The organism is Streptomyces sp. NPDC005775, from assembly GCF_042871565.1.
Taxonomy (GTDB): Bacteria; Actinomycetota; Actinomycetes; order Streptomycetales; family Streptomycetaceae; genus Streptomyces.
In genome coordinates this window covers 681,983-706,625 of the sequence record NZ_JBIAIU010000003.1, presented here as the reverse complement: position 1 = coordinate 706,625, position 24,643 = coordinate 681,983, and the positions used below count along the sequence as shown (strand labels likewise).

General features: G+C 71.9%; 26 protein-coding genes. 14 read left to right on the top strand and 12 right to left on the bottom strand.

Going from position 1 to position 24,643, the window contains the following annotated elements:
* Window positions 1-82: 82 nt before the first annotated feature.
* A complete protein-coding gene (locus ACFYPA_RS10545) occupies window positions 83-757 on the bottom strand; it encodes a hypothetical protein (RefSeq protein WP_389131034.1) in 675 nt (224 codons plus the stop codon).
* Window positions 758-1,149: 392 nt separating this feature from the next.
* Here ACFYPA_RS10545 and ACFYPA_RS10540 point away from each other — a divergent pair, with 392 nt between their 5' ends.
* Window positions 1,150-3,165, top strand: a complete 2,016-nt coding sequence (locus tag ACFYPA_RS10540; protein WP_389131031.1) for a GTP-binding protein — start codon at window positions 1,150-1,152, stop codon at window positions 3,163-3,165.
* 28 nt (window positions 3,166-3,193) lie between these two features.
* On the opposite strand, the gene ACFYPA_RS10535 is transcribed toward ACFYPA_RS10540, so the two are convergent.
* Together ACFYPA_RS10535 and ACFYPA_RS10530 are read right to left on the bottom strand one after the other, a co-directional pair.
* The gene (locus ACFYPA_RS10535; protein WP_389131028.1) at window positions 3,194-4,033 is read right to left on the bottom strand and encodes a transglutaminase-like domain-containing protein; all 840 of its coding nucleotides are present in this window, start codon (window positions 4,031-4,033) and stop codon (window positions 3,194-3,196) included.
* Window positions 4,034-4,037: 4 nt separating this feature from the next.
* Complete coding sequence (locus ACFYPA_RS10530) at window positions 4,038-5,039, bottom strand: GNAT family N-acetyltransferase (RefSeq protein WP_389131025.1); 1,002 nt, start codon at window positions 5,037-5,039, stop codon at window positions 4,038-4,040.
* A gap of 117 nt (window positions 5,040-5,156) precedes the next feature.
* On the opposite strand from ACFYPA_RS10530, the gene fdxA reads away from it, so the two are divergent.
* Together fdxA and dapC are read left to right on the top strand one after the other, a co-directional pair.
* Complete coding sequence (gene fdxA / locus ACFYPA_RS10525; protein WP_018956287.1) at window positions 5,157-5,477, top strand: ferredoxin; 321 nt, start codon at window positions 5,157-5,159, stop codon at window positions 5,475-5,477.
* A 126-nt stretch (window positions 5,478-5,603) separates the two neighbouring features.
* Window positions 5,604-6,698 (top strand): succinyldiaminopimelate transaminase, encoded by a 1,095-nt coding sequence (gene dapC, locus ACFYPA_RS10520; protein WP_389131023.1) that lies wholly within the window; start codon window positions 5,604-5,606, stop codon window positions 6,696-6,698.
* 237 nt (window positions 6,699-6,935) lie between these two features.
* Here dapC and ACFYPA_RS10515 read toward each other — a convergent pair whose 3' ends face one another.
* Both ACFYPA_RS10515 and ACFYPA_RS10510 read right to left on the bottom strand, forming a co-directional pair.
* On the bottom strand, window positions 6,936-7,355 hold the full coding sequence (locus ACFYPA_RS10515; RefSeq protein ID WP_359087179.1) for an ATP-binding protein: 420 nt from the start codon (window positions 7,353-7,355) through the stop codon (window positions 6,936-6,938).
* Window positions 7,356-7,642: 287 nt separating this feature from the next.
* Window positions 7,643-8,590 (bottom strand): hypothetical protein, encoded by a 948-nt coding sequence (locus ACFYPA_RS10510; protein WP_389131020.1) that lies wholly within the window; start codon window positions 8,588-8,590, stop codon window positions 7,643-7,645.
* 108 nt (window positions 8,591-8,698) lie between these two features.
* On the opposite strand from ACFYPA_RS10510, the gene dapE reads away from it, so the two are divergent.
* Window positions 8,699-9,778, top strand: coding sequence for a succinyl-diaminopimelate desuccinylase (dapE, locus tag ACFYPA_RS10505; RefSeq protein WP_389131017.1), 1,080 nt, complete (start codon window positions 8,699-8,701; stop codon window positions 9,776-9,778).
* A 94-nt stretch (window positions 9,779-9,872) separates the two neighbouring features.
* Complete coding sequence (locus ACFYPA_RS10500) at window positions 9,873-10,658, top strand: TIGR00730 family Rossman fold protein (RefSeq protein WP_389131015.1); 786 nt, start codon at window positions 9,873-9,875, stop codon at window positions 10,656-10,658.
* Between the two features lie 97 nt (window positions 10,659-10,755).
* Here ACFYPA_RS10500 and folP read toward each other — a convergent pair whose 3' ends face one another.
* Window positions 10,756-11,628: a dihydropteroate synthase gene (folP, locus tag ACFYPA_RS10495; RefSeq protein WP_359076815.1), complete on the bottom strand. Its 873-nt coding sequence runs from the start codon at window positions 11,626-11,628 to the stop codon at window positions 10,756-10,758.
* 120 nt (window positions 11,629-11,748) lie between these two features.
* On the opposite strand from folP, the gene ACFYPA_RS10490 reads away from it, so the two are divergent.
* Both ACFYPA_RS10490 and ACFYPA_RS10485 read left to right on the top strand, forming a co-directional pair.
* Window positions 11,749-12,165: a hypothetical protein gene (locus tag ACFYPA_RS10490; protein WP_359076817.1), complete on the top strand. Its 417-nt coding sequence runs from the start codon at window positions 11,749-11,751 to the stop codon at window positions 12,163-12,165.
* The gene (locus ACFYPA_RS10485) at window positions 12,162-12,752 is read left to right on the top strand and encodes a DNA-3-methyladenine glycosylase I (protein ID WP_359076819.1); all 591 of its coding nucleotides are present in this window, start codon (window positions 12,162-12,164) and stop codon (window positions 12,750-12,752) included. Before ACFYPA_RS10490 ends, ACFYPA_RS10485 begins: the two co-directional genes overlap by 4 nt.
* Window positions 12,753-12,764: 12 nt before the next feature.
* On the opposite strand, the gene ACFYPA_RS10480 is transcribed toward ACFYPA_RS10485, so the two are convergent.
* Window positions 12,765-13,580 (bottom strand): enoyl-CoA hydratase/isomerase family protein, encoded by an 816-nt coding sequence (locus ACFYPA_RS10480; protein WP_389131011.1) that lies wholly within the window; start codon window positions 13,578-13,580, stop codon window positions 12,765-12,767.
* A 314-nt stretch (window positions 13,581-13,894) separates the two neighbouring features.
* Between ACFYPA_RS10480 and ACFYPA_RS10475 the strand changes: the two genes are divergently transcribed.
* Window positions 13,895-14,062, top strand: a complete 168-nt coding sequence (locus tag ACFYPA_RS10475) for a DUF3117 domain-containing protein (protein ID WP_003966491.1) — start codon at window positions 13,895-13,897, stop codon at window positions 14,060-14,062.
* Between the two features lie 156 nt (window positions 14,063-14,218).
* Here ACFYPA_RS10475 and ACFYPA_RS10470 read toward each other — a convergent pair whose 3' ends face one another.
* Window positions 14,219-14,884 (bottom strand): O-methyltransferase, encoded by a 666-nt coding sequence (locus tag ACFYPA_RS10470; protein ID WP_219574098.1) that lies wholly within the window; start codon window positions 14,882-14,884, stop codon window positions 14,219-14,221.
* Between the two features lie 181 nt (window positions 14,885-15,065).
* Here ACFYPA_RS10470 and sigE point away from each other — a divergent pair, with 181 nt between their 5' ends.
* The 5 genes from sigE (at window position 15,066) to ACFYPA_RS10445 (ending at window position 20,054) form a co-directional block, all read left to right on the top strand.
* The gene (gene sigE, locus ACFYPA_RS10465; protein WP_389131009.1) at window positions 15,066-15,827 is read left to right on the top strand and encodes an RNA polymerase sigma factor SigE; all 762 of its coding nucleotides are present in this window, start codon (window positions 15,066-15,068) and stop codon (window positions 15,825-15,827) included.
* Window positions 15,824-16,819, top strand: coding sequence for a zf-HC2 domain-containing protein (locus ACFYPA_RS10460; protein WP_359314457.1), 996 nt, complete (start codon window positions 15,824-15,826; stop codon window positions 16,817-16,819). The genes sigE and ACFYPA_RS10460 overlap by 4 nt, the downstream gene beginning before the upstream one ends.
* Window positions 16,820-16,941: 122 nt before the next feature.
* Window positions 16,942-18,708 carry a trypsin-like peptidase domain-containing protein gene (locus tag ACFYPA_RS10455; protein WP_359314455.1) on the top strand — a complete coding sequence of 589 codons (1,767 nt, stop codon included), beginning with the start codon at window positions 16,942-16,944 and terminating at the stop codon, window positions 18,706-18,708.
* A 99-nt stretch (window positions 18,709-18,807) separates the two neighbouring features.
* Complete coding sequence (locus ACFYPA_RS10450; protein WP_359076829.1) at window positions 18,808-19,281, top strand: sec-independent translocase; 474 nt, start codon at window positions 18,808-18,810, stop codon at window positions 19,279-19,281.
* Between the two features lie 116 nt (window positions 19,282-19,397).
* Window positions 19,398-20,054 (top strand): hypothetical protein, encoded by a 657-nt coding sequence (locus ACFYPA_RS10445; RefSeq protein WP_359076831.1) that lies wholly within the window; start codon window positions 19,398-19,400, stop codon window positions 20,052-20,054.
* A gap of 76 nt (window positions 20,055-20,130) precedes the next feature.
* On the opposite strand, the gene ACFYPA_RS10440 is transcribed toward ACFYPA_RS10445, so the two are convergent.
* Genes ACFYPA_RS10440 through ACFYPA_RS10430 form a run of 3 tightly spaced genes read right to left on the bottom strand, consistent with a single transcriptional unit; the run spans window position 20,131 to window position 23,127 of the window.
* Entirely contained in the window at window positions 20,131-21,264 is a 1,134-nt protein-coding gene (locus ACFYPA_RS10440; RefSeq protein ID WP_359076833.1) for an Mrp/NBP35 family ATP-binding protein, read from the bottom strand.
* A 44-nt stretch (window positions 21,265-21,308) separates the two neighbouring features.
* Window positions 21,309-21,863: a DUF1003 domain-containing protein gene (locus tag ACFYPA_RS10435; protein WP_359076835.1), complete on the bottom strand. Its 555-nt coding sequence runs from the start codon at window positions 21,861-21,863 to the stop codon at window positions 21,309-21,311.
* On the bottom strand, window positions 21,853-23,127 hold the full coding sequence (locus tag ACFYPA_RS10430) for a magnesium transporter MgtE N-terminal domain-containing protein (protein ID WP_359076837.1): 1,275 nt from the start codon (window positions 23,125-23,127) through the stop codon (window positions 21,853-21,855). Before ACFYPA_RS10430 ends, ACFYPA_RS10435 begins: the two co-directional genes overlap by 11 nt.
* Before the next feature lie 204 nt (window positions 23,128-23,331).
* Here ACFYPA_RS10430 and ACFYPA_RS10425 point away from each other — a divergent pair, with 204 nt between their 5' ends.
* The gene (locus tag ACFYPA_RS10425) at window positions 23,332-24,117 is read left to right on the top strand and encodes a hypothetical protein (protein ID WP_359076839.1); all 786 of its coding nucleotides are present in this window, start codon (window positions 23,332-23,334) and stop codon (window positions 24,115-24,117) included.
* Here the strand turns inward: ACFYPA_RS10425 and ACFYPA_RS10420 are convergent, their stop codons facing one another.
* Window positions 24,118-24,636 (bottom strand): hypothetical protein, encoded by a 519-nt coding sequence (locus ACFYPA_RS10420; RefSeq protein WP_359314453.1) that lies wholly within the window; start codon window positions 24,634-24,636, stop codon window positions 24,118-24,120. It lies immediately after the preceding gene.
* Window positions 24,637-24,643: the final 7 nt, after the last annotated feature.

Below are 24,643 nucleotides of genomic sequence, written 5' to 3'. Positions count from 1 at the left end.
GGGGAAAACGACGGCGCCGCGACCGCCGTCCGGAGGGACGACGGCCGCGACAGCGAAGCGACCGGCTCGCGATGCGGCCGGGTCAGGCCATCGCGCCACCCGTCGCCTGACGACGGCGCACCTTGTACGCGCCGACACCGACACCACCGAGGAGCAGCAGCGAACCGGCCGCCAGACCGCCGCCGGTCATGGCCATCGCGCCACCACCGGTGTGCATGCCGCCGCTGGGCTTGTCCTTCTTCCAGCCCTCGTCGCTCTTCTCGGCCTTCGCCGAATCGTCGCTCTTCTCGGTCTTCGTCGACGTGTCGGCCTTGCCACCCTCGTCGCTGTCCGGCTGCCACTCCTTGGCGACCGTCATCGACAGGGCGCCGCCACCGGTGTGCATGCCGCCGCTGGGCTTGCCCTCGTCCTTGTGCTTGCCGCCCTCTTCGTCGTTGCCGGGCTGCCACTCCTTGGCGACCGTCATCGACAGCGCGCCGCCACCGGTGTGCATGCCGCCGTGCGGCTTGTCCTTCTTCCAGCCCTCGTCGTCCGACGTGCCGTGCTCGTCGCCGGTGACCGTCTTGGCCAGGGCGCCACCACCGGTGTGCATGCCACCGTTGGGCTTGTCCTTCTTCCAGCCGCCGTCCTCGCTGCTGGAGGACGAACCGCTGTCGTGCTCCCAGTCGCCGGAGGTGATGGCGTACGCGGAGGGAGCGGTGATCGTGAGGACCGCCGTAGCGGCGGCCGTGGCGAACAGTGTGCGGGCAGAGCGCATCTGAACACGTTTCCTTTCGTCGCGACTGCGAGGAGTGACGGGGCGTCGACTCGGAGTGGCGCAGTGGCTACGTGAATCACCGTCAGCCCGGAGTACGGAGCGCGCCATCGGAGAGCCCCGCATTGGAGCTACGGCGTGGGCCCATCGAGTGGCGAAGAGCCGATAATCACCCGTTGGACGGCACGGCGCGCCGAGGCGAGGTTTGGGACCGCGTGCGCTGACGGCGCCTCACCGGGCGGCACCTCCCACGGCGCCGATAAAGGTGTTGCACCGCCGGCCGGTCCGCTGCTGTACTCACGGCATCAGCCGACAGGACCAGGAGAAATCGATGCGCCGATCTCACATGTTCGTCTCGACGGGAATTCACCCCACCGCTGAGAACATGGAGTTCTGTGCACACGCTGAATCTTGGAATTCTGGCGCATGTCGACGCCGGTAAGACGAGCCTGACCGAGCGACTGCTCCACACCGCCGGAATCATCGACGAGGTCGGCCGGGTCGACGACGGGAACACGCAGACCGATTCCCTCGCGCTCGAACGGCAGCGCGGCATCACGATCAAGTCCGCGGTCGTCTCGTTCGCCCTCGACGACGTCACCGTCAATCTGATCGACACCCCCGGCCACCCGGACTTCATCGCCGAGGTGGAACGGGTCCTGAGCGTGCTGGACGGCGCGGTGCTGGTCGTCTCCGCCGTGGAGGGAGTACAGGCCCAGACCCGCGTACTGATGCGCACGCTCCAGCGTCTGCGCATCCCCACGCTCGTCTTCGTGAACAAGACCGACCGGGCCGGTGCCCGGTACGCGCAGGTGCTGCGCGAGATCGCGGAGAAGCTCACACCGCACGCGGTCGCGATGGGACCGGCCGTCACCGGCCTCGGCACCAGCGAGGCCCACGGAGTGGAGTACGCCGACGGCGACCCCCGGTTCACGGACCGGCTCACCGATCTGCTCACCGAGCACGACGACACCCTGCTGGCCGCTTACGTCGAGGGTGGCAGGGCACTCGCGCCGACCCGGCTCCGCGCGGAACTCGCGGCGCAGACCCGGCGGGCACTGGTCCACCCCGTGTACTTCGGCTCGGCCGTCACCGGCGCCGGCGTCACCGCCCTGACCGACGGGATCAAGGAGTTGCTGCCCGCGGCCGGCGGCGACGCGGACGGGCCGGTCTCCGGCACCGTCTTCAAGGTCGAACGCGGCCGGGCCGGCGAGAAGCTCGCGTGGGTCCGGATGTTCTCGGGGACCGTATGCACCCGAGACCGGCTGGCGTTCGGGCAGGGGCCCGGCGCCATGTCCGAGGGCAAGGTGACCGGCATCCGCGTCTTCGCCGACGGGACGGACACCGAGGCCGCATCGGCGGCACCGGGGCAGATCGTGAAGCTCCGGGGACTCGGTGACGTCCGGATCGGCGACGCGGTCGGCGACACCCGCGCCGCGGCCACCGGGCACCATTTCGCCCCGCCGACGCTGGAATCCGTGGTAGTGGCCGCTCCGCCCGCCTCCCGGGGCGAACTGCATTTCGCGCTCGCACAACTCGCCGAGCAGGACCCGCTGATCAACCTTCGACAGGACGACATCCGCAGGGAAGTCTCCGTATCGCTCTACGGCGAAGTGCAGAAGGAAGTCATCCAGACGACGCTCGCGGACGAATTCGGAATCGACGTCACCTTCCGGGGAACCACGACCATCTGCCAGGAAAGGCCGTCCGGAACCGGATCCGCTTTCGAGATCATCGACAAGGACGACAATCCTTTCCTCGCGACGGTCGGACTTCGCGTCGACCCCGCTCCGGCCGGCAGCGGTGTCTCCTACGGGCTGGAGGTGGAGCTCGGCTCGATGCCGTACTCCCTGATGAGAGCCGTCGAAGAGACGGTCGTCGAAACGCTCGGCCAGGGCCTGTACGGCTGGCGCGTCACCGACTGCACGGTCACGATGACGCACTCCGGCTACTGGCCGCGTCAGAGTCACTCGCACGCCGTCTTCGACAAGTCCATGTCGAGCACGGCCGGGGACTTCCGGCTGTTGACCCCGCTGGTCCTGATGGCCGCGCTCCGCCGGGCCGGCACGACGGTGTACGAGCCGATGCACCGTTTCCGGATGGAACTCCCCGCGGACACGCTGGGGCCGCTCCTGCCGGTCCTCGCCCGTCTGCGGGCCGTCCCGGGGCCTCCGTCCGTCGACGGCACCCGCTGCGTACTGGAAGGCGGGATTCCGGCCGCCCGGGTGCACGCACTCCAGCAGCGGTTGCCGGGCCTGACGCGGGGTGAAGGAGTGCTGGAGACCGCCTTCGACACCCACCGCCCCGTCACCGGCACCGTTCCGCAGCGCTCGCGCACGGACCACAACCCGCTCGACCGGAAGGAGTACCTGCTGCACGCGGTGAGGCGGGCCGGCGGCGCCCCGGAGTGAGCGCGGCGCCCATGAAAGACCGCGGTCGTCAGTTCAGCATCGCCCGGGCCGCCCGCGCACTCCCGCGCACCGCCTCCGCCGCGGCCGGATCGACGTCCGCGACCACCTGCGCGTACTCCTCCATCTCCGCCGCCCCGCGCAGGAACTCCCCGCTCCGGACCAGCAGCTGCGCCCGCTCGTAGCGCAGCCTGGCCGGGTGCGACGGGAGGAGCAGGGACAGTTCCACCGCCCACAGCGCCACATCCGTGCGCTCCGGGCGGGCCGCCGCCCACGCCCGGACGTTGTTCAGGATCCGCAGCACGATCTCGAGCGGCCGGGCCGGCTCCAGCATCGACGCCTCCAACGGCGCTCCCGTCGCGCCCGCCACCAGGAGTTCCGCGTCCTCGTCCGTCAGTGGCCGGCCACCCGCGAACGGATCGGCCAGCACCCGGTCCGCCGGATCCCCGAAACCGACCACGAAGTGGCCCGGCAGCGCCACCCCGTACACCGGAGCGCCTGCCCGCCGCGCCACCTCGATCCACACCACCGACAACAGGATCGGCAGTCCGCGCCGCCGCCGCAGCACCTCGTGCAGCAGCGACGACTCCAGCCGCTGGTAGTCGGCCGACGAGCCCTCGAACCCGCACCGCTCACCCAGCAGTTCGGCCAGCGCCCAGGCCCAGGCCCGGCCGCCGCGCAGCCCGTACGGCAGCAGACCCGCGAGCCGGTCCAGCTCGATCTGCGCCGCGTCCATGCCGTTTCCGTCCAGAGCGGGATCCGCCTCCGCACCCAGCAGGAGGCAGAGCAGAGCCAGATCCGGCCGCTCCGCCCGCGCCTCCTCGGCGAAGCGGCGGCGGAGCGCATCCCTGTCGTGCCTCTCGGGAGCCATCGCGCTACGCCGCCCGGAAGTGGTGGTACAGGTGGTGCGTCGCGAAGCCCATGCCGTCGTACAGCGCACGGGCGCCGTCGTTGTCCGCCTCCACCTGCAGCCACGCGGCCGACGCGCCCTCGTCCATCGCCTGCCGGGCCAGCGCTGCCATCACGAGGGTGGCGAGCCCCTGCCTGCGGTGCTCCGGAGCGACCTCGACGGCCATGAAGCCGGCCCACCGACCGTCCACGACACACCGTCCGATCGCGGCGGGCGCCTCGTCGCCCGCCTCACCCCGCACGGTCGCGAACCACACCGAGGGGCCGCTGTTGAGCACCGCCGTCACCTGCGGGCCCGGCGTCCCGACGCGCTGATAGCGGGCGAGCCACGCGGCGTCCACCGCGCGGCCCAGCCGCACCCGCGACACCTCGGCCGCCAGATCACCGATCGGGGCGAGCGCGGCGGTCCGCACCTCCGCGGTCACCTCGCGCCGCCACCCGTGGCCCTCCAGCGACGCGCACAGCTCCTCCTGCGCCCCCTCGGCGCCGGTCGCGGTCTGGATGTACGCCGGCAGGCCCCGGTCGGCGTACCACCGGCTGACCCGCCCGAGCGCCGCGTCGAGCGGCACGCCGGGGCCGCCGAGCGGAAGCACGGAGTTGGCCCGCCGGGTGAAACCGCCGGAGGCACGCAGCAGCCAGTCGCCCAGGGGTTCGCTCTCCACCGGCTGCCAGGCGCGCGCGCAGACCGGGGCGAGTTCGGCGAAGGAGGCCGCGGGGCCCCGCCGGCGAGCGGGGGCGGCCGGCACGACCTTGCCCGCCACCAGGGCCGATTCCGCGATCAGGACGGACTCGCCGCTCTTCGGTGTGACGGACAGCACACCGGTGTTCCAGGATGTGAGAACACCGACCGTGTCGGTGAATTTCGGGCCCTGGGGGCCGTCCTCGGTCAGACGCCGGACTGATACCCGTTTGCCCACGTCAGCCGGTGCAATTCGGACCTCCAGCCGTCCGCCCATGGTGAATTCCACAGCTCTGTCCGCCCCTCCTGTTCGGATCGTGCCCGGGAACGGAGATACTAGGTGCGGGCATCGACGACGCCGCGCTCCCGCGCGAGAGCCAACGCCCTACCGAGGAGGAACGACAGCGTGACCTACGTCATCGCGCAGCCTTGTGTCGACGTAAAGGACAAGGCCTGCATCGAAGAGTGCCCCGTCGACTGTATCTACGAGGGCCAGCGGTCCTTGTACATCCACCCGGACGAGTGCGTCGACTGTGGAGCCTGTGAGCCGGTCTGCCCGGTCGAGGCGATCTTCTACGAGGACGACACCCCGGAGGAGTGGAAGGACTACTACAAGGCGAACGTCGAGTTCTTCGACGACCTCGGGTCGCCGGGTGGTGCCTCCAAGCTGGGCCTGATCGAGCGCGACCACGCGTTCATCGCCGCGCTGCCGCCGCAGAACCAGTAGCAGCGTCCCGGCACGTGCGTCGCCCCGGTCCCGTACGGCTCGTCACCGTGCGGGACCGAGGTGTTTTCCGGCAGCCTCCGCGCCGCCGTGTCACCGCGTGAACCTCGTACGAGAAAGCAGAGATCCGTGTCCGCAGTCTCCTCCCGCCTCCCGGCCTTTCCCTGGGACAGGCTCACGCCCTACAAGTCGACGGCCCAGAGCCACCCGGACGGCATCGTGGACCTGTCCGTCGGCACGCCCGTCGACCCGGTGCCCGAGCTGATCCAGCAGGCGCTCGTCGCCGCCGCGGACAGCCCCGGTTATCCGACGGTGTGGGGGACGGCCGCACTGCGTGACGCCCTCACCGGCTGGGTGGAGCGCCGCCTGGGCGCGGTCTCGGTGACGCACGAGAACGTGCTGCCCGTCGTCGGCTCCAAGGAACTGGTGGCCTGGCTGCCGACCCAGCTCGGCCTCGGCGCCGGTGACAGGGTCGCCTACCCGCGGCTCGCCTACCCGACGTACGAGGTCGGCGCCCGGCTCTGCGGCGCCGAGCCGGTCGCCTACGACGACCCGACCGACCTCGACCCGGCCGGACTGAAGCTGCTCTGGCTCAACTCGCCGTCCAACCCGACCGGCCGGGTCCTCGCCAAGGACGAGCTGACGCGGATCGTCGCCTGGGCGCGCGAGCACGACGTGCTGGTCTTCAGCGACGAGTGCTACCTGGAGCTGGGCTGGGAGGCCGAACCCGTCTCCGTGCTCCACCCGGACGTCTGCGGTGGTACGTACGAGGGCATCGTCGCCGTCCACTCGCTCTCCAAGCGCTCCAACCTGGCCGGCTACCGCGCCGCCTTCATCGCGGGTGACGCGGCCGTGCTGAGCGAGCTGCTGCTGATCCGCAAGCACGGCGGGATGATGACGCCCGCTCCGGTCCAGGCGGCGACCGTCGCGGCGCTCGGCGACGACCGCCACGTGGCCGAGCAGCGCACCCGGTACGCGGACCGGCGCGCGGCCCTGCGCACGGCCCTGGAGGCCCACGGCTTCCGCATCGAGCACAGCGAGGCGAGCCTCTACCTGTGGGCGACCCGCGACGAGCCCTGCTGGGACACCGTGGCGTACCTGGCGGAACTCGGCATCCTGGTGGCGCCCGGGGACTTCTACGGGCCGGCGGGCGACCACTTCGTGCGGGTGGCGTTCACCGCGACCGACGAACGCGTGGCGGCCGCGGTCAAGCGACTGGGCTGATCCCGTACACAGGAACGCGCGAGGGCCGCGGGGGGGGGCCCCCCCCCCGGCCCCCCCCCCCGCCCGGGGCGGGGGGGGGGGGGGGGAGGCCGCCCACCGCCCGCCCGGGGGGCCGGCCCCCCCCGGGCCGGCCGATCGGCAGACACCCACCCCCCCCGAACCCCGGGCGGGGGGGGGGCGGGGGGCGGCCCCCCCCCCGCGGCCCTCGCGCGTTCCTGTGTACGGGGGTGGTGCGTATCAGCCGATCGGCAGGCCCTGGGTGGGCAGGCCACCGAGGCTGTCGGTGGGCAGGCCGCCCTTGGTCACGGCGCCGGTCGCGCCGCCGAGGGTGTCACTCGCGCCGCCCTTGGCGGTCTTGCTGACGCCCTTCGCCGCGGGCGCGGCCTTGGCGCCCGTCTCGCCGAGGGTCTTGGCCGCCACCGGCAGGGTCGTCCCGACGACCTTGCCGCCGGCCTTGCCCGCGGTGTCGGTGGCCGGCTCGGCCGCGTCGACCGCCTGGCCGAGGCCGGCGCCCTCGACGGTGGTGAGGCCGCCGAGCTCCGGGGCCTGCGGGAGCTCCGCGGCACCTGCGGCACCGGCCGCACCGACCACGGGGGCCGCACCCGCCGCGATCAGCAGCGCGGTGCGGGCGATCCGACGGGTCAGGGGGAGGGACATGATGCTCCTTCGACGGGGTGGGAAATCCTGGTGTCCGTGGGTCGGACGCCATGACAACCGTCCTGGGGGAGGGAGAGGTTGCGGTGTGCCGAGGTAAAGATCGGGTAACGCGTCACATAATCAGCAAGGGAGTAACCCGGCCGGACCCTGCACGGCGCGGCCCCCTGCTGAACCGTCACTTCCCTTTCATCGCAAGGGAACGGGCGTGTACGGGAGAAGGCTCGCGGGACGTCCTCGCAGCGCCTGGGCGGGGGCGGTCCGACCCCCTGTACGGGTGATGGGTCGTACTACTGCGCGAGGCGTATGCGGACCGCGGAGGTGCCCGATTCCTTGCGCTCCGTCCGCCAGCCCGCCCCCCGGTCCCACTTCTCGCCGGCGTACGCGACCTCGTCGATACCGAGGGCCTCGGACTGGGCGACCGCCCAGTGCGCGAGTTCCCAGCCGCGCTGCGGAGCACCGCCCTCGGCGGCCCTGCTGGTCGCCGGCACCGGCACGGAGAGCGCGCCCGCGGTCGCACCGGCGGCCGGGGTCTTGTCCGTCCCGTCCGTCGCCTCGCCGGACGGCAGTACGTCCTTGCCGAAGGAGCGCACCAGCGCGGCCCGGACCTTCGCCGTCCCGCCCGTCCCGGCCGTGCTCCGCGGCGGATCGCAGTTCAGGGCCGCCGGCGTCCGGCCGGTCAGCGCGGCGGCCAGCAGCGCGGCATCCGGCTCGTGCTTCGCGTAGGCCTGCGGGAAGCCGCTGCGCTGGACCCGCTGCGCGGCCTCGGTGAGCGGCAGCCGCGAGTAGCCGGGCACCTCGGCCAGGTGCTGGTAGAACTTGCCGGCCGAGTAGACCGGGTCCTGGATCTGCTTCTCGGTGCCCCAGCCCTGCGAGGGGCGCTGCTGGAAGAGACCCAGCGAGTCCCGGTCGCCGTGCCCGATGTTGCGCAGCCCGGACTCCTGCAGCGCCGTCGCCAGGGCGATCGTCACCGCGCGCTCCGGCATGCCGCGCGTGGTGCCGACCGCGGAGATCGTCGCGGCGTTCGCCGCCTGCTCCGAGCTCAGCCGGTAGGTACGTCCCTCGCCCGCCGAACCGTCCGCCGACTCCACGGTGCACTGGTCGGAGCCCTTGCTGCCCGTCACGTACTGCACGGTCAGATACCCGGCCACCGCCACGAGCACGGCGAAGGCCGCCGTGAGACGCAGACGGCGGCTACGGGCGGTGTGTCGGCGGGCAGGGGCAACGGTCCGGGGCACGGGGCCCACCGTACGCGAGGCACGTGTGCCTGCCCGGGGTCCCCCGTCGTTCGCGCCGGGCGTTGGGGCGCAGGCGGGGGGCTCCGGGCAGGCACTAGGGTCGTAGCCATGGCCGAAAGCACGCTTGACCTCACGCTGGACGGGCCCGCGCTCACCGCGTGGCTCGTCGACTTCCCCTCGGTCAGCGGGGAGGAGAAGGACCTCGCCGACGCCATCGAGTCGGCGCTGCGGACCCTTCCGCACCTGACCGTCGACCGGCACGGCAACAACGTCGTGGCCAGGACCAACCTGGGCCGCGGCGAGCGCGTCGTACTGGCCGGTCACATCGACACCGTGCCGATCGCCGGCAACGTGCCCTCACGGCTCGACGCGGACGGCCTGCTGTGGGGCTGCGGGAGCTCCGACATGAAGTCCGGCGTCGCCGTCCAGCTGAGGATCGCCGCGACCGTGCCCGAGCCCAACCGGGACCTCACCTTCGTCTTCTACGACAACGAGGAGGTCGCCGCCGACCTCAACGGCCTCGGCCACATCGCCGACGCCCACCCCGACTGGCTGACGGCCGACTTCGCCGTCCTCCTGGAGGGCTCCAACGGAGAGGTCGAGGGCGGCTGCCAGGGCACGCTGCGCGTCTTCCTGCGCATGGAGGGCGAGCGGGCGCACTCCGCGCGCAGCTGGATGGGGTCCAACGCCATCCACGCCGCCGCCCCGGTCCTCGAGAGGCTCGCCGCCTACGAGCCGCGCAAGCCGGTGATCGACGGCCTGGAATACCACGAGGGGCTCAACGCCGTACGGATCGAGGGCGGCGTCGCCAACAACGTCATCCCCGACGCCTGCACCGTCGTCGTCAACTACCGCTACGCCCCCGACCTGAGCCCCGAGCAGGCCATCGCCCACGTCCACGAGGTCTTCGCCGGCTGCCAGGTCGCCGAATTCGTCGTCGACGACCACTCCGGCGCGGCCATGCCCGGCCTCTCCCACCCCGCGGCCAAGGCCTTCATGGAGGCGGTGGGCGGCACCGCCAAGCCCAAGTTCGGCTGGACGGACGTGGCGCGCTTCGGCGGCCTCGGCGTCCCCGCGGTGAACTACGGCCCCGGCGACCCGATCCTCGCCCACAAGCGCAACGAGCACGTGAAGGTCGAACGGATCACCCACTGCGAGGACCGGCTCCGCTCCTGGCTCACGACCTGAACCCTGTATTCCCCTGCCCGTAACCTCCGGCGATCTACGCTGGCGTGAGACAGGGCGCCGCAGGGCGGCTCTGACGTCGGCGTAGGGAGCAGGCATGGGCAACGCGGAGGACGCAAGGATTCCTGAGGGCGCGGAGGTCCCCGAGGGAGCGGTCAGGCCCGAGGAACAGCGACTCGGCCCGGTGCTGCGCCGCAGGGACCAGGTGCAGCCCGGTACGACGGATCAGCGACTGCTGGACTCCGAGGGCGACTCCGAGTGGGTGCACACCGACCCGTGGCGGGTCATGCGCATCCAGTCGGAGTTCGTCGAGGGCTTCGGCGCACTCGCCGAACTGCCGAGCGCGATCAGCGTCTTCGGATCCGCCCGCACACCGGCCGGTTCGCCGGAGTACGAGGGGGGTGTTCGCATCGGCCGGGCGCTCGTCGAGGCGGGCTTCGCGGTGATCACCGGGGGCGGTCCCGGAGCGATGGAGGCGGCGAACAAGGGGGCGCGGGAGGCGAAGGGCGTCTCGGTGGGCCTCGGCATCGAGCTGCCCTTCGAGTCGGGCCTCAACCCGCACGTCGACATCGGCGTCAACTTCCGCTACTTCTTCGTCCGCAAGACGATGTTCGTGAAGTACGCACAGGGCTTCGTCGTGCTCCCCGGGGGCCTCGGCACCCTGGACGAGCTCTTCGAGGCGCTCACCCTGGTCCAGACGGGCAAGGTCACCCGCTTCCCGATCGTGCTGTTCGGTACGGAGTACTGGGGCGGCCTGGTGGACTGGCTGCGCGACACGGTGGTGGCCCAGGGCAAGGCGTCGTCGAAGGACCTGCTGCTGTTCCACGTCACGGACGACGTGGACGAGGCGGTGAACCTGGTGACGAAGGAGGTCGGCCGCTGACTCCCGGCCCCTCCAGCCCCTCCGGCGTATGAGGAGCGGGGTCCGGGGGCGGAGCCCCCGGTTACCGCCCCCGGCCCCCTCCCCGCGCCCGCGGGGGCTACGCCAGCCCCCGCCGCGCCACCGCGGGCGCGCGCCGCCCCGCGATGGACGCCACCATGTCCAGCACATCCCGGGTCTCCGCCACCTCGTGCACCCGGTACACCCGCGCCCCCAGCCACGCGGACACCGCGGTCGTCGCCAGCGTGCCGAGCAGCCGCTCCTTGACCGGCCGGTCGAGCGTCTCGCCGACGAAGTCCTTGTTGGAGAGCGAGACCAGCACCGGCCACCCCGTCTCCGCCATCTCGCCGAGCCGGCGCGTCGCCTCCAGCGAGTGCCGGGTGCTCTTCCCGAAGTCATGACCGGGGTCGATCATGATGCCGTCCGGCCGGACCCCCAGTTCCACGGCCCGCTCGGCCAGCCCCACCGTCACCCGCAGGATGTCGGCCATCACGTCCTCGTACCCGGCCCGGTGCGGCCGCGTCCGCGGCTCGGCGCCGCCCGCGTGGGTGCAGACGAGACCGGCCCCGTACCGCGCGGCGACCTCCGCCAGCTTCGGGTCGACCCCGCCCCACGCGTCGTTCAGCAGATCGGCACCGGCCTCGCAGACGGCCTGCCCGACGTCGTGGCGCCAGGTGTCGACACTGATCACCACGTCCGGGTGGCGGCGGCGCACCTCGGCGACGAACCCGACGGTGCGGCGGGCCTCCTCCTCGGCGGTGACCTCCTCGCCCGGGCCCGCCTTCACTCCGCCGATGTCGATGATCGCGGCGCCGTCGGCCACCGCCTGTTCGACCCGGGAGAGGGCCGGCTCGTCGTGGAAGGTGGCGCCCTGGTCGTAGAAGGAGTCCGGTGTGCGGTTCACGATCGCCATGATCACCGGCTCGTGCGCACCGAATTCGCGCCGCCCCAGCCTGAGCGCACCGCTTCGCATCCCGCGTCTCTCCCTGTGAATCCCCCGGCGGATCTCCCACCGGGACCGACTGCGACCCTAACTGTCAGTCCCTCATGGCACGATCGGACCCGGACGAATTCCGCTCCCGGGGAGATACGCGTGTTCTGGTTCTTGCTGCTGGCGATGGTGGTGGTGGTGGCCGCGGTCACCCTCGCGGTGGTCGGCGGAGGGAAGAGTGCCATCCTGCAGGACGTGGCGCCCGAGCAGCTGACGGATCCGCTGCCCGTGACGCGCCCGGTCGGCCGGGCGGACGTCGAGGCGCTCCGGCTGCCCGTCGCCGCGCGCGGCTACCGGATGGCCGATGTGGACGACGCGCTGGGCCGTCTCGGGGCCGAGCTCGCGGAGCGGGACGCGCGGATCGCCGAGCTGGAGTCGGCGCTCGCCGGTGCCCAGGCCACGCGAGCCGGCCGCCCCGACCTTCTCAAGCAGCCCGAGGACCGCCCGCACGCACCCTGGGAGGCACCGGACCCGCAGGGCGAGGGCCACCCGCACCCCGAAGAGGAGACCGGACGATGAGCGGCGACGCCGTAGCGGCGGCGGACGGCGGACTGCGCTGCCCGTGGGGCCTGTCCACCGAGGACTACCTCATCTACCACGACACCGAATGGGGCCGCCCGGTCCACGGCGACGACGCCCTCTTCGAGCGGCTGTGCCTGGAGGCGTTCCAGTCCGGGCTGTCCTGGCTGACGATCCTGCGCCGCCGCGAAGGCTTCCGCGACGCGTTCGCCGGGTTCAGCATCCCGAAGGTGGCCGCGTTCACCGACGCGGACCGGGAGCGGCTGCTCGCCGACGCGGGCATCATCCGCAACCGGGCGAAGATCGACGCCACCCTCGCCAACGCCCGGGTGCTGGCCGGCTGGCAGGACGGCGAGCTGGACGAACTGATCTGGTCGTACGCCCCCGATCCGTCGATCCGTCCCGCCCCGCGCGCCCTCGGGGACGTGGCGGCCGTCACCGCGGAGTCCACGGCACTGTCGAAGGACCTCAAGAAGCGCGGGCTGCGGTTCATCGGTCCGACCACGGCCTACGCCCTGATGCAGGCGTGCGGCCTGGTCGACGACCACCTCGCCGACTGCGTGGCCCGCGGCGGCGCCGCCGCGTAGCCAGGAGCCGGACTACCGACCGACGTACTTGGGCGACTTGTCCTTGTCGAGGAACGCCTGCACCGCGATCGCGTGGTCCTGCGACGCGCCCGCCCTCGTCTGGAGTTCGTCCTCCTTCTCCAGCGCCTCGCTCAGGGTGTGACCGGCGCCGTACGCGAGGGACTCCTTGAGCGCGGCGTACGCCACCGTCGGGCCGTCCGCCAGGGCGCGGGCCACCGCGGTGGCCTCGGCGGCCAGATCGGCGGCGGGCACCAGCCTGTTCACGATGCCCAGGTCGTGGGCGTCCTGGGCGGAGATGGAGCGCGGGAAGAGCAGCAGGTCGGCGGCCCGGCTGTGGCCGATCAGCCGGGGCAGCGTCCAGGAGACCCCCGAGTCCGCCGTGAGAGCGACCCCGGCGAACGAGGTGTTGAACGAGGCGGTGTCGGCGGCGACCCGGTAGTCGCAGGCGAGCGCGAAACCGAAGCCCGCACCGGCCGCGGCGCCGTTGACCCCGGCGACGACCGGCTTCGGCATTTCGGTGAGCGCCCGCACGATGGGGTTGTAGTGCTCCTGCACGGTGCTGAGCGCGTTGCCGGCGCCCGCGGAGCGGACCTCGGACAGCTTGCCGAGGTGCTCCTTGAGGTCCTGACCGACGCAGAAGGCGCGCCCGCCGGCGGCGGTGAGCAGAACCGCCCGCACGGCGGTGTCGGCGCCGGCCGACCGCAGGGCGTCGCGCAGCGCCACCTTGGCCGCGGTGTCCATCGCGTTCATCGCGTCGGGACGGTTGATCGTGATCGTCGCGAGCCCGTCGCTCACTTCGTAGAGCACGGAGTCGTCGTGATCGGCCATGTGCGGTCCCCTTTGCGCCTCGTTCAACATGCCTGTCCAGGCAAGCATGGCCGACTTCGGCGAGGGCGAACATGTGACCTGCGTCTAACAATTCCGCCCCGATGAGGGGTGGAAGGGGACGGAGTATCGCAGTCGGATCGCCGAATTGGGTGGTTTTGAGAGAGCGCGTTGCGCAAGCGATGCAGAGCGATGTTGGTCATCGGGGTCTGTGATGCGGGATAATGACCTGGAAGCAATGTGTTCGATGCCGGTGAGGCAGCGCCTGTCATGGGGCCGCCGGTTGCGATGAGCTGGTTTCAGGAAGGGGAACGAGCATGGCGGCCATGAAGCCGCGAACGGGCGACGGCCCGCTCGAGGTGACAAAGGAGGGGCGGGGCATCGTCATGCGCGTTCCGCTCGAAGGCGGCGGTCGGCTTGTCGTGGAGCTGACTCCGGACGAGGCCGATGCCCTCGGCGATGCCCTCAAGAAGGTCGTCGGCTGAGCAGAGACGCCCACACTTCACCACTGCCCCGGCACGGTTTCCGTGCCGGGGCAGTGGTGCGTTCCGGGGTGCCGCGCGGGCGGCCTCAGCCCCGCCGGCCCGCGCGGACCCGGCCCGGCGGCACCGCGCGGGCTCAGCCCGCACCACCGCGCAGGCTCAGCCGCGTCGTACCGCGCAGAGGAGTCCGTCGCCCACCGGCAGCAGCGTCGCCATCAGTTCCTGGCTCTCGCGGACCGCGCGCAGCAGCTCGCGCAGACGCAGCACCTCAGCCGGCTGGGCGGCGGAGTCGACCGTGCGGCCGTCCGCGAAGACGCCCTCGAAGCAGACCAGGCCGCCGGGTCGTAGCAGGCGCAACGATTCAGCGAGACAGTCCAGGCTCTCCAGCCGGTCACCGTCGCAGAACACGAGGTCGTAGCCGCCGTCGGCCAGGCGGGGGAGTACGTCCAGGGCGCGGCCGGGGATGAAGCGGGCCCGATTGGCGGCGAAGCCCGCCGCACGGAAGGCCTCACGGGCGAACTGCTGGCGCTCGGGCTCCGGATCGACCGTGGTCAGCACCCCGTCGGGGCGCATGCCGTGCAGCAGATAGAGGCCGGACACGCCCGTCCCGGTGCCGATCTCGGCCACCGCTTTCGCGTCCGTGGTGGCGGCGAGCAGGCGCAGCGCTGCGCCGGTGCCTGGTGACACCGAGCGAAGTCCCGCGTCCCGTGCCCGGTCCCGGGCCCAGCGCAGTGCTTCGTCCTCGGCGACAAAGGCGTCGGCGAACGCCCAGCTCGTCTGCCGGTTGGCGGTGATGACCCTCTCCTGTCCCCGTAGTTGGCGCAACGGTGACTGTATCCGCTGTGCCCGGGAACCCGCAGATGGGACCGGGCGTTAGAGAAGGACAGGGGAAAGCACCTGGATCGGGCCCGCGACCGGGCCCCGGACCGGCGGGCGGACGTTCCCGGGGGAGACCCCCGGCCCCAGCAGGAAAAAGGCTTATCCGGAGCTAACGGGCGAGGTGGCTATGGTAGGGGCTCCACTGGACACCACCAGAGCCGACAGGGGAGGTGCGGCTGCGCCTGTGGATCGGGGAGGAGTGCTGTGGCGCTTCCTCAGGTCGGCGGGTGAGCCGAAATCCGTGACCAACATTGCTGACCGTTCTTCCAACGACTCCGCAACGACCGCGACCTTCGCCTCGGATGCGGAATCCCAGGCGTGGACGCCGCCCTCATGGGAAGAGATCGTCAGCACGCACAGCGGTCGTGTCTACCGCCTTGCCTACCGACTGACGGGTAACCAGCACGACGCCGAGGACCTCACCCAGGAGGTCTTCGTCCGGGTGTTCCGTTCGCTCTCGACGTACACACCCGGCACCTTCGAGGGCTGGCTGCACCGCATCACGACCAATCTGTTCCTGGACATGGTCCGCCGCAAGCAGCGCATCCGCTTCGACTCCCTCGGGGACGACGCCGCCGAGCGGCTCCCGAGCCGTGAGCCGTCGCCGCAGCAGGTCTTCAACGACACCCACTTCGACGCGGACGTCCAGCAGGCGCTGGACACCCTCGCGCCCGAATTCCGCGCCGCGGTCGTGCTGTGCGACATCGAGGGACTCTCGTACGAGGAGATCGCCGCGACACTCGGCGTGAAGCTCGGCACCGTGCGCAGCCGTATCCACCGCGGGCGCTCGCACCTGCGCAAGGCGCTGCAGCACCGCTCGCCCGAGGCCCGTGCCGAGCAGCGCTCCCTGGCGGGTGCCTTCGCATCGGGGGAGGGCGGAACGGCGTGAGCGGCACAGGTCCGACCTCCGCGGAACAGCACCTGGGGGACCGGCTCGCCGCGCTGGTGGACGGCGAGCTGAAGCACGATGCCCGTGACCGGGTGCTCGCCCACCTCGCGACCTGCACCAAGTGCAAGGCCGAGGCTGCCGCCCAGCGGCGCCTGAAGAGTGTCTTCGCACAGTCGGCCCCGCCCTCGCCCTCCGAGGGGTTCCTTGCCCGGCTCCAGGGCCTTCCCGGCGGACCCGGGGGTGACGACGACAGTCGGGGAAGATCCCTGGGTGACCCGGGGCGCTTCGGCGACGGCGTCTTTCCCGTGGTTCACCCCTCCGGCAGCCGCGCGGAATCGCCCGCGGACGGCTCCCCGCCGGCCACCTTCGGCTATCTCCCGACGCTGCACGGATCGACCGCCGTGATGCCGGCCGCCCCCGCCGGTTCCGTCTTCCGGATCCACGAGGTCGGCCGTGAGGGCGAGCGCTCCCCGTGGCGTGGGCGCCGGTTCGCCTTCGCCGCAGCCAGCGCCGTCTCACTGGCGGCCATCGCCCTCGGCGGCGCCCTGCCGACGGACTCCGGCACCGATACGCCCGCGCGCGCCGAGGGCCCGGGCAGCGCCGTGTCCCCGCTCGACGCCTACGCCCGCGCGGAGAGCGGCACCACCAGCCGTCGCGGAGGCGGCAGCCAGGGCACGCTCGCCGCGCAGGGCACCGACCGCCCGTTCTCGCTCGCGGTGAACGCCGCCCCGCTGGCGTTCTCCTCAGCACCCTCCCTGCTCGGCGGCGGCGGTCTCAACGAGAACCCGTTCGCCCTTCCCGTCCGGGCGACGGTGTCCGCGCCGTCGCTGATACGCCCCGACGCCGGCAATCCGCTGTTCGCCCGGGCTCTCGGGAGCGGGCTCGCCCCCACCAGCCCGGAGTCCTCCGCGGAGCCGTCCCGGACCCCCACCACGGCCGCCGGAGCACCGGCCCCCGCCGACCACGGCCTGCCGCTCCTGCCCCGCCGCTGATGAAGGTCTCCGTACGGGGCTGCGCAGGGCATCCGTAAACCTGGTTGAATTCCGGCAGGATTTCCGGAGGGGCGCCCCTGTCGGGGCGTGCAGAAGCCGGTTGCGGCAGTTGCGGGGAGAGCATGGACGACGGGAAGACCACCGAGCCGAAGGCGAAGTGGTGGAGCCGGCCCACGCCGGGGCGCAGCACGCGCACAGCGCCTCAGGAGCCGTCGCCCGTCGAGGACGCGATGCCCCCGGCCGATGCACCGGCCGTGACCGATCCACCTCAGGACGCCGGGTACGAGCTCGCCGCACCCGAGCCCGCCGCACCCGATCCCGCGACGGCCGAAACCCCGTCACCCGAGGCCCCGTCACCCGAGTCCCCGGCACACGAGATCCGGTCGCACCGGACGCGGCCACCGGAGGCCCCCGCACCGCAGGCCGCGCAGCCGCTGCACGAGCCCGATCAGTACAGCACCCCGCCCTACGGCGGCCCCGGCCCCTGGGCGCCCGCACCTCCCGTGCAGCGACCGACGCCCGCCCACGGCACCCCCGTGCCCCCGCCGTACGCGGGGACGAACGGTGCGCAGATGGCCGCCGCGCCCGCACCCGCGCCCGCCTTCCAGGCCCCGCCCCCGATGACGGCGCCGCCCCAGCACGGGCCCCAGGCACCCCACGCCCAGCCCCAGCCGCACGCCCCGTCGCCCCAGTGGCTCCAGTACGACCCGTGGGGCGCTCCCCGCCAGCCGCTCATCACCACCCAGCCCGGGCCCCCGCTCGGCCCCGACGGCCGCCGGAAGAAGCGGCGCGGCCCGGTCCTCATCGGCGCGCTGCTCCTCGCCCTGGTGGCGGGCGGCATCGGTGGCGGCATCGGCGCCTACATCGAGCGCAACGGCGGGCTCACGTCGGTCGAACTGCCCCAGGACGAGAGGAACGGCGGCGGACGCGCCCCCGACAGCGTCGCCGGCATAGCGGCGAGCGCCCTGCCCAGCGTGGTGACCCTGCACGTCAGCGGTACGACCGAATCGGGCACCGGCACCGGCTTCGTCCTGGACGACCGGGGCCACATCCTGACCAACAACCACGTGGTCGCCCCCGCCGGTTCGTCCGGCGATATCACCGTGACGTTCAGCGGCGGCGAGACGGCGAGCGCCGAGATCATCGGCAAGGACAGCGGCTACGACCTCGCCGTGGTCAAGGTCAGCGGTGTCTCCGGCCTGAAGCCCCTGCCCCTGGGCAACTCCGACAACGTGCAGGTCGGGGACCCGGTGGTGGCCATCGGCGCACCCTTCGACCTGTCCAACACCGTCACGTCCGGCATCATCAGCGCCAAGGACCGGCCGATCACCGCGGGCGGCGAGAAGGGCGACGGCAGTGACATCAGTTACGTGGACGCGCTCCAGACCGACGCCCCGATCAACCCGGGCAACTCCGGCGGCCCGCTGGTCGACACCGACGCGCACGTGATCGGGATCAACAGCGCCATCCGCGCCGCCGACAGCGGTTCGACGACGGAGGGCGGCCAGGCCGGGTCCATCGGTCTCGGCTTCGCCATCCCGATCAACCAGGGCAAGCGCGTCGCCGAGGAACTCATCAACACCGGGAAGGCCACCCACCCCGTGATCGGTGTGAGCCTCGACATGAAGTACACGGGAGACGGTGCCAAGGTCGGGCCCAAGGGCGCCGACGGTAAGTCCTCCGTCACCGAGGGAGGCCCTGGGGCGAAGGCGGGCATCCGGCCGGGCGACGTCATCACCGAAGTGGACGGCGGGCGGGTGCACAGCGGCGAGGAGCTGATAGTGAAGATCCGTTCGCACCGTCCGGGCGACCGGCTGGAGCTCAAGCTGACCCGGAGTGGTAAAGACCTGTCCATGACTTTGACACTCGGTTCGGCAACGGGCACGTGACGGCCATGGGGAGCTACCGCCCGGACAGTTCGGCCGGGTACCGTGGGCCGGGTCGAGACCCCGTCCGACCCGGTCGCGGAGAACACGAGGAGCCGCAAGGTGTTCAATGACATAGGCGCACTCGAGCTGGTGACGCTCGCCATCATCGGCGTGCTCGTCTTCGGACCGGACAAGCTTCCCAAGGTCATCCAGGACGCCTCGCGCTTCATCCGCAAGATCCGGGAGTTCTCGGAGAGCGCCAAGGAAGACATCCGTACGGAGCTCGGCCCGGAGTTCAAGGACTTCGAGTTCGAGGACCTCAACCCCAAGACGTTCGTCCGCAAGCAGCTCATGGACGGCAACGACGACCTGGGGCTGAAGGAGATCCGCGAGAGCTTCGACCTCCGCAAGGAGGTCGCCGAGGTCAGCGACGCGGTGAACGGGCGGGCGGCCGCCGTCGAGGCGAAGAGCGGCGTGTCGGGCGCTTCCGCGGTCACCGCGGCCAACGGCTCGCCGGGCGCTCCCGACCTGCTCAAGAAGCGTGAGCAGCCCACGAAGACCGACCACCCGCCGTTCGACGCAGACGCCACCTGACACCGGTCAATCCCGGCTCGCCCGGACGGTATGGCTATTCTCCATCTGTCCGGTTGTGAGTACGCCCGCAGGGCAGGCCGCTCCGGACCTTGACGATCGAGGAGGCGGCCGGGCAGATGACGACAACGAGTCGGGTGGGCGCGGAGGGTGCGCCGGACACATCCACGGCAGAAGGGGTGCCGGCGGCCCGGCTCACGGTCGACGGCTATCTGCGGGCGCCCTTCCCCTGGTACGGACTGGACGAGGCCTTCACGGGACGCCGCTGGCTGATGCAGGTGGGCACCGCGGCGGACGGTGCGGTGCAGCACGGCTCCACCGGTCACGGGGACGAGCCCTCGGTACGGGGCGACGCCGGCGGGGACAAGCAGCGCTTCGCGGTGGTCGTGACCGTGGCCAGCAGCCCGGTGCGGCGCACCGGGGACGGCACCGGGGTCCTGGACGCGACGACGGTCTCCTCCGCGGCCTGGCTGGCCGGCTCCGGCCTCCTCGCCTACACCTGGCCCCCGCAGATGGACCACACCCTGCGCGACGACTGGCTGGACCAGCAGACGGAGACCGCGTTCGAGCTCGCCGACGACCTGGACGGCCCCGCCTGGTCGGCGCTGTCGCTGCCGGTCGACGGGGTGCCGGTTCCCTTCCACTACCGCGAGTCCGAATTCGGCTGGGTGCTGGCCGGGTCGGCGCAGGGCGTGCACATCGGCGCGTACGGGCGGGGGATGAGCGCGTACGGGCTGGGGTTCTCGGTCGTCGAGGACATCGCCTCGTACGCGTAGCCGAAGGCGGTTCACGAACCACGCGAAAGGTGCCGGGACCGAGGGTTCCGGCACCTTTCGCGCGTCGTGTCCGCGGTCAGAACTTGTTGCGCGGGGTGATGCCGAGCGACATGCCGGACAGGCCGCGCTGACGGCCGCCCAGCTTGTCCGCGATGGAGCGCAGGGCCTTGCCGGCCGGGGAGTCGGGGTCGGACAGGACGACGGGCTTGCCCTCGTCGCCGCCCTCGCGCAGCCGTACGTCGATCGGGATGGAGCCGAGCACCGGCACCTCGGCGCCGACCGTCTTCGTCAGCCCCTCGGCCACCCGGGCGCCACCGCCCGAACCGAACACGTCGACCATCTCGTCGCAGTGCGGGCACGGCATGCCCGACATGTTCTCGACGACGCCGACGATCTTCTGGTGGGTCTGCACGGCGATCGAACCGGCCCGCTCGGCCACCTCGGCCGCGGCCTGCTGCGGGGTCGTGACGACCAGGATCTCCGCGTTCGGCACCAGTTGGGCCACGGAGATCGCGATGTCACCCGTGCCCGGCGGCAGGTCGAGCAGCAGGACGTCCAGGTCGCCCCAGTACACGTCGGCGAGGAACTGCTGGAGCGCGCGGTGCAGCATCGGGCCGCGCCAGACCACCGGGGCGTTGCCCGGGGTGAACATGCCGATGGAGATCACCTTCACGCCGTGCGCCGACGGCGGCATGATCATGTTCTCGACCTGGGTCGGCTTGCCGTCCGCGCCGAGCATCCGGGGCACGCTGTGCCCGTAGATGTCCGCGTCCACGACCCCGACCTTGAGGCCGTCGGCGGCCATCGCCGCCGCGAGGTTCACCGTCACCGAGGACTTGCCGACCCCGCCCTTGCCGGAGGCGACCGCGTACACCCGGGTCAGCGAGCCGGGCTTGGCGAACGGCACCTCGCGCTCCGCCGTGCCGCCGCGCAGCGACGTCGCGAGCTCCTTGCGCTGCTCGTCGCTCATGACGTCGAGTGTGACCTCGACCCGCGACACCCCCTCGACGAGGGCCACCGCGTCGGTCACGTTCTTGGTGATCGTCTCGCGCATCGGACAGCCGGAGACGGTGAGGTACACCGTGACAGCGACCACACCGTCAGGATCGATCTCGACCGATTTCACCATGCCGAGTTCGGTGATCGGGCGGTGGATCTCCGGGTCGTTCACTGTCGCCAGTGCCTCAAGCACCGCGTCTTCCGTAGCCATACCGACGATGTTACGGCGCCCGCCGCTACGCGTGGGTAGCCCCGTCAGCGGTCTTCGTCACTCTCGGCGGGCCGCAGCGCCCGTCGCTCGTCCAGGTCCTTCACCAGGTCCTCCAGTTCGGAGCGGATCCAGTCGCGGGTGGCGACCTCTCCGAGGCCCATCCGCAGCGCGGCGATCTCCCTGGTCAGGTACTCGGTGTCGGCGATGGAGCGCTCGTTCTGCTTGCGGTCCTGCTCGTGGGTGACCCGGTCCCGGTCGTCCTGCCGGTTCTGCGCGAGCAGGATCAGCGGGGCCGCGTAGGAGGCCTGGAGGGAGAGCATCAGGGTCAGGAAGATGAACGGGTACTCGTCGAAGCGCAGCGGCCCCGGCGCGAAGATGTTCCACACCACCCACAGGATGATGATCAGCGTCATCCAGACGATGAACCGTCCGGTGCCCAGGAAGCGCGCGATGCGTTCCGAGAACCGGCCGAACGCCTCGGGGTCGTACTCCGGCAGCAGCCGCCTGCGCGGCGCCTTCGGCAGATCGAGCCGGGCTCGCGGGGTGCGGGTCAGTGCCGTCGAGCCGTTCGACGCCCTGGAGCGGTCCTCACCGGTCACCGGGCACCCCCTCGCGGCCGTGGAAGTCGGTCTCCCGCCAGTCGTCGGGCAGCAGGTGGTCCAGGACGTCGTCCACCGTCACCGCGCCGAGCAGCGAGCCGCTCTCGTCGACCACCGGCACCGAGACCATGTTGTACGCCGCCAGATAGCTCGTCACCACCGACAGCGGGGTGTCCGGGGGCAGCGCCACCAGGTCACTGTCGACGAGCGAGCTGACCAGGGTGAACGGCGGGTCGCGGAGCAGCCGCTGGAAGTGCACCGTGCCCAGGTACTTGCCCGTGGGCGTCTCGTCCGGCGACCGGCAGACGTACACCTGCGCGGCGAGCGCCGGGGAGAGGTCCGACTGACGGACCCGGGCGAGCGCGTCGGCCACCGTCGCGTCGGGGCGCAGGATGATCGGCTCGGTGGTCATCAGACCGCCCGCGGTCCGTTCCTCGTACGACATCAGGCGCCGCACGTCGGCCGCGTCGTCCGGCCGCATCAGGGCCAGCAGCCGCTCCTTGTCCGCCTCGGGCAGTTCGGAGAGCAGGTCGGCCGCGTCGTCGGGGTCCATGGCCTCCAGGACGTCCGCGGCGCGCTCCTCCTTCAGCTTGCCGATGATCTCCACCTGGTCGTCCTCGGGCAGCTCCTCCAGGACGTCGGCGAGCCGGTCGTCGTCCAGTGCGGCGGCGACCTCCGCCCGGCGCTTCGGGGTCAGGTGGTGCAGGGCGTTGGCCACGTCGGTGGGGCGCAGTTTCTCGAACGTGGCGACCAGCGACTCCGCGCCCTGCCCGTGCTCCTCCAGCGAGAAGCCGCTGACCGCCGACCACTCGACGGTCAGGGTCTCGCCCTTGCGGCGCAGCGCCCCGCCCCTGCCCTTGCGGACGAAGTACTTGTCGATCTCCCAGTCGCGGCGGGCCGGCAGCTGCTGGATGGCGACGTCCAGGACGGTGACCTCCTCGCCGGTCTCCACCAGACTGACCCGCCGGTCGAGGAACTCGCCGAGCACCAGACGTTCGGTGGGCCGCTGTTCGAAGCGCCGCATGTTGACCACGCCGGTGGTGATGACCTGTCCCGACTCGATGCCCGTGACCCGGGTCATCGGCAGGAAGATCCGGCGCCGGCTCACCACCTCGACGACGATGCCGAGCAGCCGGGGCGGCCGGCCGCCGACCCGGAGCATCGCGACCAGGTCGCGGACCCTGCCCACCTGGTCGCCGTTGGGATCGAAGACGGGCACGCCGGACAGGTGGGAGACGAAGACACGGGGCGTGCCTGGTGCCATCCGTGCGCCTCCTCATTCACCGCCGGCTTACGCATCCGGTCTGTTCCGACTGTTATTGCACCCTTATGACGTGATCAGGCTAGCCCGTACCCCTGCGGGACGCCCCGGCGAACCGTCCGTACGGCTCTCTGTCGGAAGACGTAGGCCGCACGGGTACGCTGCCGTCTGCCACCCCCCGCCATGCAGATGAGAGGCAGTGCGCCTGTGACCTCTTCCGTCCCGCCCGTCCGGGCCCGCCGCCGGACCGCCACCCTCGCCCTCGTGCTCTGTGCCGGGCTGACCGCGGCACTGACCGGGTGTGCGGGTGAGGATCCGGACAAGGGGACCAACGGCCTCGGCAAACTGACCGGGCCGGAGATCGAGAAGAAGGCCCAGGCGGCGGCGGACTCCGCCGACGCGGTCCGGCTGGCCGGCACGCTGGTCAGCAAGGGCGGCACCTACAAGATCGACATGAAGCTCAAGAACAAGGGCGGCGCGGGTTCCGTCACCTCGAAGAACAGCACGTTCGAGCTGCTGCGGATCGGTGACGAGCTCTACCTCAAGGCCGACGCCGGCTTCTGGAGCCACGACGACGAGAAGAAGACGGGCGCGGGGCGGACGAGCGACTCGGGTGGCGCCGCCGCCGACAAGCTCGAGGACAAGTACGTGAAGGTCCCCGAGGGCGACCCCACGTACAAGCAGCTGCGCGGCTTCACCGACAAGAAGGTGCTGCTCGACGGTCTGCTCACCCTGCACGGCGAGGTCGGCAAGGGCGACCGCGACGAGGTCGGCGGTGTGCGCACCATCCGGATCCTGGGCGGCGAGGGCGAGGGCGGCGCCCTCGACGTGTCCCTGGAGGGCGCCCCGTACCCGCTGAGCTTCGCCCGCGGCGGCGGTGGCGGGGTCATCGAGCTCGCCGACTGGGGCAAGGACTTCGCGCTGGCGGCCCCGGCTGAGGACGAGACGGTCGACTACGGGCAGCAGCTGCCCAAGTCGTCGTCCTCCACGTAGCTACGACCTGCGCAGCGATCGCTTCAGCAGCCGCGGCAGCCCGGCCGGCACCGGCAGCCGGGTGGTCGCGGTGGTGGGCAGTGGAGCGGCCGCGCCCGAGGCGTCGGACAGTTCCGTACGGGAGTCCAGCGGCGTCAGCCTGATGATCCGGCACTCGCGCGCCCACCGCTCGGGCATCTGCTCGGAGTCCGGGGCGTTGAGCCGCTTGCCCTTGAGCTCGGCGACCGCGGCCTCCCACTCCTCGGAGCCCGGTACGAGCTGCGCGACGGAGGCCGACCACGCGACGAGACGGCCGCCCTTGTCCTTGCTGCGCACGGTCACCTCCGCGGTGGCGCCGTCGGCGAGCCCGGCCGGGAGCGGCTGCTCGCCGGGGCCGTCCCCGACGAGGTGCGCCGCACCCTCGTGCCACACGTGCCACAGCGCCCGCGCGGGACCGGTGCCACGGACCCAGATGAGCCCCGACTTCTTGGTGGCCTCCTCGACGAGGGCGGGTCCGAGCAGCGCGTCAGCAGCAGTCATGGAGCAG

What these genes read in the sequence shown, in the direction of transcription:
- ACFYPA_RS10545 (WP_389131034.1), bottom strand. Translation starts at nt 757, where the DNA reads ATGCGCTCTGCCCGCACACTGTTCGCCACGGCCGCCGCTACGGCGGTC.
- ACFYPA_RS10535 (WP_389131028.1), bottom strand. Translation starts at nt 4,033, where the DNA reads ATGGCTCCCGAGAGGCACGACAGGGATGCGCTCCGCCGCCGCTTCGCC.
- ACFYPA_RS10515 (WP_359087179.1), bottom strand. Translation starts at nt 7,355, where the DNA reads ATGTCCCTCCCCCTGACCCGTCGGATCGCCCGCACCGCGCTGCTGATC.
- dapE (WP_389131017.1), top strand. Translation starts at nt 8,699, where the DNA reads ATGGCCGAAAGCACGCTTGACCTCACGCTGGACGGGCCCGCGCTCACC.
- ACFYPA_RS10500 (WP_389131015.1), top strand. Translation starts at nt 9,873, where the DNA reads ATGGGCAACGCGGAGGACGCAAGGATTCCTGAGGGCGCGGAGGTCCCC.
- folP (WP_359076815.1), bottom strand. Translation starts at nt 11,628, where the DNA reads ATGCGAAGCGGTGCGCTCAGGCTGGGGCGGCGCGAATTCGGTGCGCAC.
- ACFYPA_RS10485 (WP_359076819.1), top strand. Translation starts at nt 12,162, where the DNA reads ATGAGCGGCGACGCCGTAGCGGCGGCGGACGGCGGACTGCGCTGCCCG.
- ACFYPA_RS10480 (WP_389131011.1), bottom strand. Translation starts at nt 13,580, where the DNA reads ATGGCCGATCACGACGACTCCGTGCTCTACGAAGTGAGCGACGGGCTC.
- ACFYPA_RS10475 (WP_003966491.1), top strand. Translation starts at nt 13,895, where the DNA reads ATGGCGGCCATGAAGCCGCGAACGGGCGACGGCCCGCTCGAGGTGACA.
- sigE (WP_389131009.1), top strand. Translation starts at nt 15,066, where the DNA reads ATGGTAGGGGCTCCACTGGACACCACCAGAGCCGACAGGGGAGGTGCG.
- ACFYPA_RS10455 (WP_359314455.1), top strand. Translation starts at nt 16,942, where the DNA reads ATGGACGACGGGAAGACCACCGAGCCGAAGGCGAAGTGGTGGAGCCGG.
- ACFYPA_RS10445 (WP_359076831.1), top strand. Translation starts at nt 19,398, where the DNA reads ATGACGACAACGAGTCGGGTGGGCGCGGAGGGTGCGCCGGACACATCC.
- ACFYPA_RS10440 (WP_359076833.1), bottom strand. Translation starts at nt 21,264, where the DNA reads ATGGCTACGGAAGACGCGGTGCTTGAGGCACTGGCGACAGTGAACGAC.
- ACFYPA_RS10430 (WP_359076837.1), bottom strand. Translation starts at nt 23,127, where the DNA reads ATGGCACCAGGCACGCCCCGTGTCTTCGTCTCCCACCTGTCCGGCGTG.
- ACFYPA_RS10420 (WP_359314453.1), bottom strand. Translation starts at nt 24,636, where the DNA reads ATGACTGCTGCTGACGCGCTGCTCGGACCCGCCCTCGTCGAGGAGGCC.